6 protein-coding genes are annotated in these 6,316 nt (G+C 69.8%); all 6 read left to right on the top strand.

The annotated features are described in order from the left end of the window. The first annotated feature begins 67 nt into the window (after positions 1 to 67). The 6 genes from U9980_RS19205 (at position 68) to U9980_RS19180 (ending at position 6,305) form a co-directional block, all read left to right on the top strand. On the top strand, positions 68 to 979 hold the full coding sequence (locus tag U9980_RS19205) for a phosphoribosylaminoimidazolesuccinocarboxamide synthase (RefSeq protein ID WP_322769188.1): 912 nt from the start codon (positions 68 to 70) through the stop codon (positions 977 to 979). 317 nt (positions 980 to 1,296) lie between these two features. Further along, entirely contained in the window at positions 1,297 to 2,196 is a 900-nt protein-coding gene (panC, locus tag U9980_RS19200; protein ID WP_322755453.1) for a pantoate--beta-alanine ligase, read from the top strand. Between the two features lie 2 nt (positions 2,197 to 2,198). Further along, positions 2,199 to 2,690: an aspartate 1-decarboxylase gene (gene panD / locus U9980_RS19195; RefSeq protein WP_322769187.1), complete on the top strand. Its 492-nt coding sequence runs from the start codon at positions 2,199 to 2,201 to the stop codon at positions 2,688 to 2,690. After that, positions 2,687 to 4,528 carry an L-aspartate oxidase gene (locus tag U9980_RS19190; protein ID WP_322769186.1) on the top strand — a complete coding sequence of 614 codons (1,842 nt, stop codon included), beginning with the start codon at positions 2,687 to 2,689 and terminating at the stop codon, positions 4,526 to 4,528. The genes panD and U9980_RS19190 overlap by 4 nt, the downstream gene beginning before the upstream one ends. Continuing rightward, entirely contained in the window at positions 4,528 to 5,553 is a 1,026-nt protein-coding gene (gene nadC, locus U9980_RS19185; RefSeq protein WP_322769185.1) for a carboxylating nicotinate-nucleotide diphosphorylase, read from the top strand. Before U9980_RS19190 ends, nadC begins: the two co-directional genes overlap by 1 nt. Next, complete coding sequence (locus tag U9980_RS19180) at positions 5,553 to 6,305, top strand: type III pantothenate kinase (RefSeq protein WP_322751587.1); 753 nt, start codon at positions 5,553 to 5,555, stop codon at positions 6,303 to 6,305. The genes nadC and U9980_RS19180 overlap by 1 nt, the downstream gene beginning before the upstream one ends. The last annotated feature ends 11 nt before the right edge of the window (positions 6,306 to 6,316 follow it).

Raw genomic sequence — 6,316 nt, 5'->3', positions numbered from 1 at the left:
GGCATCGGCATCGGCATCGGCATCGGCGCGACTCGATACGGTCGGCGTGCCTCGATACGGTCTCGGTATGCCGCTGACGCATGAGGAGTTCGCCGGGCTGACCCATCTGGGATCCGGCAAGGTACGGGAGCTGTTCGCCGTCGGCGACGATTCGGTCCTGCTGGTCGCCAGCGACCGGATCTCCGCCTTCGACGTCGTGCTGCCTACCGACATCCCGGACAAGGGCGCCGTCCTCACCGGACTCTCCCTGTGGTGGTTCGACCAACTCGCCGACATCGTGCCGTCCCACCTGCTCAGTGCGAACGTGGACGAGTACCCCGATGAGCTCGCGCCCTATTCCGAGCAGCTACGCGGCCGGTCGATGCTGTGCCGACGGCTGTCGATGGTGCCGATCGAGTGCGTGGCCCGCGGATACCTGACCGGCAGTGCTCTCAAGGACTATCGGCGAACCGGCTCGGTCAGCGGCCACACCCTGCCGGCAGGGCTCCTCGACGGCAGCAGGCTGCCGCTGCCGATATACACACCGTCGACGAAAGCCGCGGTCGGCGAGCACGACGAGAACATCAGCCGAGCGGACGCGGCCACCCGCGTCGGCACGCAGGTGGCCGCCGACCTGGAGAGACTCACGTTGACGATCTTCGAACGCGCGACCGATCTCGCCGCCGAGCGCGGCATCATCCTCGCCGACACCAAGTTCGAGTTCGGCCATGACACCGACGGCGTCCTGCGACTGGCCGACGAGATACTGACCCCGGACTCATCCCGATTCTGGCCGGTCGACAGCTGGCAGCCAGGGCGCTCGCAGCCGTCCTTCGACAAACAGTTCATTCGTGACTATCTGATCTCCACCGGCTGGGACCGCTCCGCACCCGGCCCCGAACTGCCCGACCCGGTCGTCGAGGCCACCCGCGACCGCTACGTCGAGGCGTACGAGCGCCTGACCGGTACGTCCTTCGCCGACTACCTGGCCACAGCCTAAGATCACCCGACAACAGGGGCGCTCTAAGATCGCGATGTTTGAGCCCAGCGGGTAACGCGCTTAGTGGTCGGGCATCCCGGCACGTCGGCGCCCGTGTTCGCCGCTGCCGGCGGCTCGCCACGCCCGGACGTCGTGATGATCCCGCCGCAGACGGGCAGGATCGAGGATGAACCGAACCATAGGCGATGTTTCGGATCATCACGACAAAGACGGACGGGGTGCGATATGCGGTGGGTGACAGGCGAGCGCGGGCGATTGCGGACGCGTTACGCTGACTGCCGACGTCCGGTACCCCCACGAGGACTGGAACGACACTGATGGCCACAGCCCGAACCACGACTTCGACGCGCCCCCGACCGTCCAACGGCGGGAAGCCGACACTGGTACGCAGCCGCGCGGACCTCGAGACGCTACTCCACTCGTCACCCTTAGCGCCCGTGGAAACGCGTGCAGTCGTGATGACAATGGGGGCGTTGCACGCCGGGCACTGCGAACTCATCCGGACGGCCCGTGCGCGTGCCGATCAGTTGATCGTCACGATCTTTGTCAACCCGCTCCAGTTCGGCCCGGGGGAAGATCTTTCGCGCTACCCCCGGATGCTCGAGGCGGACCTGGAGATCTGCGCCGCCGAGGGGGTCGACGTCGTCTTCGCGCCGACGCTCGTGCACGAGGCCCCACCCGCTGTCCGCGTCTGCGCCGGCCCACTCGGCGATCTGCTGGAAGGGTCGAGCCGTCCCGGGCATTTCGACGGCGTCCTCACGATCGTGGCGACACTGCTGCACCTCACCGGTCCGCAGTTGGCCTTCTTCGGCAAGAAGGACGCCCAGCAGCTTGTCCTCATCCGCCGCATGGTGCGGGATCTGGCCTTTCGGACCGAGGTCGTCGGGGTGTCAACCGTCCGGGCACCCGACGGACTGGCCCTGTCCAGCCGCAACTCCTACCTGACGACCCATCAACACCGCGCCGCGCTCGCGCTGTCGCGAGCGCTGGCGGTCGGGGTGAGCGTCGCGGACGAAGGCCCGGACGTGGTACTCGCGGCCGCCGAGAACGTCCTGGCCGCCGAACCGGGTGTTGACGTCGACTACCTCACCCTCGCCAGCCCCGATGACCTGACGCCGGTGCGTCGCGGCCAGGCGCTGCTGCTGGTCGCGGCCCGGGTCGGCACCGTCCGACTGATCGACAACATCGAGCTCACGCTGCCCGAGGAGGCCGGCTGACCGTGTTCCGGACCATGCTCAAGTCGAAGATCCATCGAGCCACTGTCACCCAGGCCGACCTCCACTATGTCGGCTCGGTGACGATCGACGTCGACCTGCTGGAGGATGCCGACCTGCTGCCCGGCGAGCAGGTCACGATCGTTGACATTGACAACGGTGCCCGGCTGGAGACGTACACGATCGCCGGCCCACGCGGCAGCGGCGTCATCGGGATCAACGGCGCTGCGGCTCGGCTCGTCCACCCCGGCGATCTGGTGATCATACTGTCGTACGCGGTCATGGCCGACGCGGACGCCCGCCGGTTCGCCCCGCGCGTGCTGTTCGTGGACAGCGCCAACCGGGTCGTCGCGCGCGGGGACGACCCGGCACAGGCAATCCCGGACGATCCGTCCAGCCTGCGTGGGGACATCGTCAGCCCGAACGCGGTGAGCCAGGCGTCGATTGGGCCGGCGTCGATCGGGCCGGCATCGTCCGGGCTGCGGGTTCGTACGTGACGGTCCTGCCGTGTCAGCTTGGCGCGCCCCGACCGGGGTGGGCCCGCGATGCCGACATCGTCGTGATCGGCTCCGGGATCGCGGGGCTGGCCACCGTCCTGCATGCCCGGGCGGCAGTACCCGGCGGCCGGGTACTACTGGTCACCAAGGCACGCCTGGACGAGGGCTCGACCCGATGGGCGCAGGGTGGGATCGCCGCGGCACTCGCCCCGGAGGATTCTCCAGATGATCACCTGACCGACACCCTCGTGGCCGGGGTCGGGCTGTGCGACGTCGACGCGGTCCGGATCCTGGTCACCGAGGGTCCGGCCCGGGTCCGGGAACTGGCCGACCTCGGCGCGTCGTTCGACCGTGACGACTCCGCGGGCGGGTTCGCGTTGACCCGCGAAGGTGGACACCTGCGCAACCGGGTCGTGCACGCCGGCGGGGATGCGACCGGCCTGGAGGTGGAGCGGGCCCTGATCGCCGCGCTGCGGGCGGATCCGGGCGTCGAGGTGATCGAACACGCGCTCGTCCTCGACCTGCTGCTGGACGCGGACGGCAACGCCGCCGGGGTGACCTTGCACGTCCTCGGCGAGGGGACGAGGGACGGCGTGGGCGCGGTAACCGCCCGCGCAGTGGTCCTCGCGACCGGTGGGATGGGGCAGGTCTTCGCGTCAACCACGAACCCGCCGGTGTCGACGGGCGATGGCGTGGCGCTGGCCCTGCGCGCCGGGGCGATCGTCACCGACCTGGAGTTCGTCCAGTTCCACCCGACCGCGCTGTGGCTGGCAGGAACCGGTGGCGATGCGGCTCCCGGTCCCAGCGACCCCGTGTCCGGCCAGCAGCCACTGGTCAGTGAGGCCATGCGCGGCGAGGGCGCCCGGCTGGTGGACGCCACCGGCGGCGCTGTCATGGCGGGCGTCCACCAGCTGGCGGATCTCGCCCCGCGCGATGTCGTGGCGAAGCAGATGTCGCGTGTGATGGCTGCTCAGGGCGTCGACCACCTGTACCTGGATGCCCGTGGGCTGGGCAGATCCACGCTGCTGCGGCGGTTCCCGACGATCACCGCACGCTGTCGTGCCGCCGGGGTGGACCCGGTCAGTATGCCGATCCCGGTCGCCCCGGCGGCGCACTACGCCAGCGGTGGTGTCCGGACGGACAGCTGGGGCCGCACCAGCGTCCCCGGTCTCTACGCCTGCGGTGAGGTCGCGTGCACAGGCGTGCACGGCGCGAACCGGTTGGCGTCCAACAGTCTGCTGGAAGGACTGGTCTTCGCCGCCAGGATCGCCACCGACCTCGCCCGCGGGCTGCCGACCCCCGCACGGCCCGCGGACCCGGTGGTGGGACGCGGCTCGGCCGGGCTCGCCGACCCGGTGGCCCGCGCGGACCTGGCCCGGGCGATGGCAGCCGGCGCGGGGGTACTGCGCAGTGCCGAGCGCCTGCGGACCACCGCCAGGACGCTCGCCGCCCTCGGGGAATCGCGGCGGTCCGGCGGGGGCACGGTCACAGCCGGACCGGATGCGTGGGAGATGACCAACCTGCGGACGGTCGCCACCGCGCTGGTCGCCGCCGCGGCGCTGCGTCAGGAGACCCGGGGCGCACACTGGCGAGAGGATTTCCCCAACGCCGACGATGTGGCGTGGCGTGGTCACATCATTACCCGGCTGGATGCGGAAGGCGGCTTGTCAGTGACCTACGAGGCGGCGAACGCTGCACGTGACATGGCCGCACCGGGTGGTTCGGCTGCTTCGCGCAGCGCAGGCACGGGCAGCGCAGGCACGCGCAGCTCAGGCACGCGCAGCGCAGGCGCGGACGCCGGCAGCGGCGTTGCCGGACGTGCCTCGGACGCGGCCTGATGCCCGTGTCGGCGCCGATCCGGGGCGCGCTGGTATCCGCCGGACTCGACCCAGGTATGATCATCGAAATCGTGCGTCGGGCCGTCTGTGAGGATCTTGCCGACGGCCCGGCGGGAGCGGTGGACGCGACGTCGGTCGCAACCGTGGCGCCCGACCTCCAGGGCCGGGCCGCGATCGTCTCGCGGGCGCGAGGGGTGGTCGCCGGTCTGCCGGTAGCGGCGGCGGTGTTCGAGATCGTACTGACCGAACAGTACGGGTCACGGGATGACGTGGCCGGTATCGAGCCGGCACCCCGGTCGGTATCCGAACGCGCCGGTGGACTGGAGATCACGATCAGCGTTTCGGATGGCGACCGGGTGGGCCCGGGCGACGCCGTCCTGACCGTTGCCGGCCCGGTGCGCGCTCTGCTCACCGCGGAACGCACCGCACTGAATCTGCTGTGTCACCTGTCCGGGGTTGCCACCGCGACCCGCCGGTGGGTGGACGCGGTCGACGGTACCGGCGCAGCGATCCGCGACACCCGCAAGACCCTGCCGGGGCTGCGTGCCCTGGAGAAGTACGCGGTACGTTGCGGCGGCGGGGTAAACCACCGTATGTCGCTGGCAGACGCCGCGCTGGTGAAGGACAACCATGTGATCGCCGCGGGTGGGGTGGCGGCGGCGTTCACCGCGGTGCGCACACGCTTCCCCGGTTTGGCGGTCGAGGTGGAATGCGACACGCAGGCCCAGGTGGTTGAGGCCGTGGCGGCCGGCGCGGACCTGATCCTGTGCGACAACATGACTCCCGACGAACTGCGCGAATCGGTCGCCCTCGCCCGCCCGGCCGGGGTGGCAGTGGAAGCAAGCGGCGGGCTGACGCTGGCGGTCGCGCGCGCGGTCGCCGAGACCGGCGTCAACTTCCTGGCGGTGGGCGCACTGACCCATTCCGCGCCCGCACTCGATCTCGGTCTGGATCTGAGTCTGGATCTCGTTCTGGATCAGCGCCTAGATAATCATATCGAACCGAACCAGGATCGTGATCTCTGATGCTGCTCGCGGTCGACGTCGGCAACACCAACACCGTCCTGGGAGTCTTCGACAACGACGAGCTCATTGATTCCTGGCGGATACGCACCGACCCGAACGCCACCGCGGACGAACTGTCGCTGCTGTTCCGCGGCCTGTTGCGCGGCTACGACGTCGACGGCGTATCAGTCTGCTCCACCGTGCCGGCGGCGCTGCGCGAGATCCGCCGCATGCTGGTGCGGACGTTCGACGGAATCCCGGCGGTCGTGGTGGAGCCGGGTACCCGCACCGGGGTGCCGATCCTCATCGACAATCCCAAGGAAGCCGGCGCCGACCGCATCATGAACACCCTCGCCGCCCACCACCTGTACGGGGGGCCGGCGATCGTCGTCGACTTCGGGACGTCCACGAACCTCGACGTCGTCTCCAGCCGGGGCGAGTTCCTCGGTGGCGCACTCGCCCCCGGTATCGAGATCGCCCTTGACGCGCTCGCGTCCCGGGCCGCGCAGCTACGGAAGGTCGAGCTCACACCGCCACGATCTGTGATCGGGAAGAGCACCGTGGAGGCACTACAGTCAGGGATGATCTACGGTGTGGTCGGCCAGGTGGACGGCCTGGTACGCCGTATCGCCGAGGAGCTGGACACCGAACCCGTGGTCATCGCGACCGGGGGGCTGGCGTCCCTCATCATCGCCGAAAGCGAGACGCTGGCGCACCACGAACCGCATCTCACCCTCATCGGCCTGCGGCTGGTCTTCACCAAGAACACGTAGACAAGGTTTTC

Source organism: Protofrankia sp. Cr1 (genome assembly GCF_963555865.1).
GTDB lineage: Bacteria > Actinomycetota > Actinomycetes > Frankiales > Frankiaceae > Protofrankia.
Note: the sequence above shows the minus strand (reverse complement) of the source record. Positions and strands in the feature narration are given on the sequence as shown.

Coding starts and splice junctions, on each gene's coding strand:
- U9980_RS19205 (WP_322769188.1), top strand. CDS start 68: ATGCCGCTGACGCATGAGGAGTTCGCCGGGCTGACCCATCTGGGATCC.
- nadC (WP_322769185.1), top strand. CDS start 4,528: ATGCCCGTGTCGGCGCCGATCCGGGGCGCGCTGGTATCCGCCGGACTC.
- U9980_RS19180 (WP_322751587.1), top strand. CDS start 5,553: ATGCTGCTCGCGGTCGACGTCGGCAACACCAACACCGTCCTGGGAGTC.
- panC (WP_322755453.1), top strand. CDS start 1,297: ATGGCCACAGCCCGAACCACGACTTCGACGCGCCCCCGACCGTCCAAC.